General features: G+C 72.0%; 3 protein-coding genes. 2 read left to right on the top strand and 1 reads right to left on the bottom strand.

All coding sequences use genetic code 11. From position 1 onward, the window contains the following. Nucleotides 1-618: acyl-CoA dehydrogenase family protein (locus ND748_RS30380; protein WP_285902929.1), on the top strand; the 618-nt coding region annotated here is incomplete at its 5' end. Nucleotides 619-710: 92 nt separating this feature from the next. On the opposite strand, the gene ND748_RS30385 is transcribed toward ND748_RS30380, so the two are convergent. Next, a complete protein-coding gene (locus ND748_RS30385; RefSeq protein ID WP_285902930.1) occupies nucleotides 711-1,535 on the bottom strand; it encodes an SDR family oxidoreductase in 825 nt (274 codons plus the stop codon). A 225-nt stretch (nucleotides 1,536-1,760) separates the two neighbouring features. Here ND748_RS30385 and ND748_RS30390 point away from each other — a divergent pair. Beyond that, a partial coding sequence (locus ND748_RS30390) for a TetR/AcrR family transcriptional regulator (protein WP_251749696.1) occupies nucleotides 1,761-2,246 on the top strand: 486 nt, incomplete at its 3' end.

A 2,246-nucleotide genomic window follows, 5' to 3' on the forward strand; every position in this document is an offset into this window, starting at 1 on the left:
GCATGGCTCCTGGTCAGCGCCGCCCTCGACGACGACCGCGCCCTCGCGCTCGTCCCCGCCGCGAGCGCGACCCGGACCGCCCGCACCACCCTCGACCTGAGCCGGGACATCGCCGCCGTCGACCTGCACGGCGTCACCGTCCCGGCGGGTGACTGGGCCCGGGTCGGCGCGGGCCTCGCCGAAACCCTGGACCAGGCCCTGGCGCTCATCCACATCCTGGACGCGGTCGGCGCCGCCGGCCGCCTGCTGGACATGACCGTCGGATACGTCAAGGAACGCGAGCAGTTCGGCCGACCGGTCGGCTCGTTCCAGGCGGTCAAGCACCACGCGGCGACCATGGCCGTCGACATCGAGGCGGCCCGCCTGTGCGGCCACGACGCCGCCCGCGCGCTCGACAGCGGCGATCTGGTCGTCGCCGGCACCGCCGTTGCGGTCGCGGGCTCCGTGGCCGGCGCCGGGACCAGCCGCGCGGCCAGCACGGCGCTGCAGCTCCACGGCGGCATGGGCTTCACCTGGGAACACGACTTACACCTGTTCCTGCGCCGGATCAAGGTCGACGAGCTGGTCCGCGGCACACCCCGCCAGCACCGCGAACACCTGATCGCCACCGCCGGCTGACGGCCCGGGGACGTCGGCCCCGGGCGCGTCCGGCCCGGAACCGTCGGGCCCGGAACCGTCGGCCCCGGGGACATCGGCCCGGGAGCGTCCCGCTAGCTGCCCTGGGCCTCGATCGAGACCTGCTCCCACTGCGCCCAGGTCTCCAGCCGCTGCTGGTAGACCGCCTTGACGATCTGGGTGGGCGGGGTGCCGAACAGCACCCGCAGCGGCGGGTTCTCGGCGTTGACGATCTTCAGTAGGGCCGCGCCGGTCGCGGCTGGGTCCCCGATCGCCATCCCGGCGCCCGCGCGCCGCTCGGCCATCGCCTTGCGCAGGTTGTCGTACGTCGGCGACGGCGCCGAGTGCACCGCCGAGGACCCGGACCAGTCGGTGCTGTAGCCGCCCGGCTCGACGAGGGTGACCTTGATCCCGAAGGCGGCGACCTCCTGGGCGAGGGCCTCGCTGAGTCCCTCCAGCGCCCACTTCGACGCGTGGTAGGCACCGAGGGAGGGGAAGGCGGCGATCCCGCCGATCGTGGAGATCTGGATGATGTGCCCGCTGCCCTGCGACCGCAGCTGCGGCAGCACCGCCTGGGTGACCCACAGGGCGCCGAAGAAGTTCGTCTCGAGCTGATCGCGGATGTCGCTCTCGGTGAGCTCCTCGACGGCGCCGAAGTGGCCGTAGCCCGCGTTGTTCACGACGACGTCGAGCCGGCCGAAGCGGTCGACCGCGGCCTTGACCGCCGCGTCGACGGCGGTCCGGTCCGTGACGTCCAGCGCGAGCGGCAGCACGGCGTCGCCGTGGGCCTTCGCCAGATCAGCCACTGCGTCGATCTTGCGGGCGGTGGCGACCACCTGGTCGCCGGCCTGCACCGCGGACTCCACGAACACGCGACCGAAGCCCCTGGACGCTCCGGTCACGAACCACACCTTGCTCATGGCGTTCCCTTCCTGGCTGCTGAATTTGTTCCTGGCTGCCGGGCTTGTTCCCGGCTGCTGGGTCTGTTCCTGCTGCTGGGTCTGTTCTGCTGCCGAGTCTGTTGCTGCTCCTGGGTCTGCCCGGTCTGCCGGCGTTGGTGGCCTGGCGACGACCGATACTCGCAACACCGTACGCCGAAAACGTCACTCGATGACAGGTTCGTCACGGCGTACCATCGGCGGATGATGGAGCCGACTCCAGGCCTGCGGGAACGCACCCGCCGGGCCGTGCGCTCCGAGCTCATGACCGTGGCGATGAGTCTGTTCGCCGAACAGGGTTACGACGCGACCACGATCGACCAGATCGCCTCCGCCGCCGGCCTGTCCAAACGCAGCTTCTTCCGCTACTTCGCGTCGAAGGAGGAGGTGATCCTGGTCAACTTCGAGACGTTCGGCCGGGCGCTCGCCGACGCCGTCGGGCGACGTCCACCGCAGGAGGGCGCGTGGCTGGCGTTGCGCCGCGCCTTCGACCTCATCGAGGAGCGTAACCGCCTCGATCCGGGGCGCACCTTCGTCCTGCTGCGGATGCTGCACGAGACCCCGGCGCTCAAGGCCGCGCACCTGGCGAAGCAGTCCCGATGGCGGGAGCTGCTGGTGCCCGGCGTGCTCGATCGCCTTGTCCGCGCGGCCGGGCAGCCCGCGGCCGACGAGCCCGCCGGTGGGGCCGAGCGG

The sequence above is a fragment of the Frankia sp. AiPs1 genome (genome assembly GCF_023716945.1).
Taxonomy (GTDB): Bacteria; Actinomycetota; Actinomycetes; order Frankiales; family Frankiaceae; genus Frankia.

Bases quoted from the DNA above. Each gene is read 5' to 3' on its own strand.
- ND748_RS30385 (WP_285902930.1), bottom strand. From the start codon at position 1,535: ATGAGCAAGGTGTGGTTCGTGACCGGAGCGTCCAGGGGCTTCGGTCGC.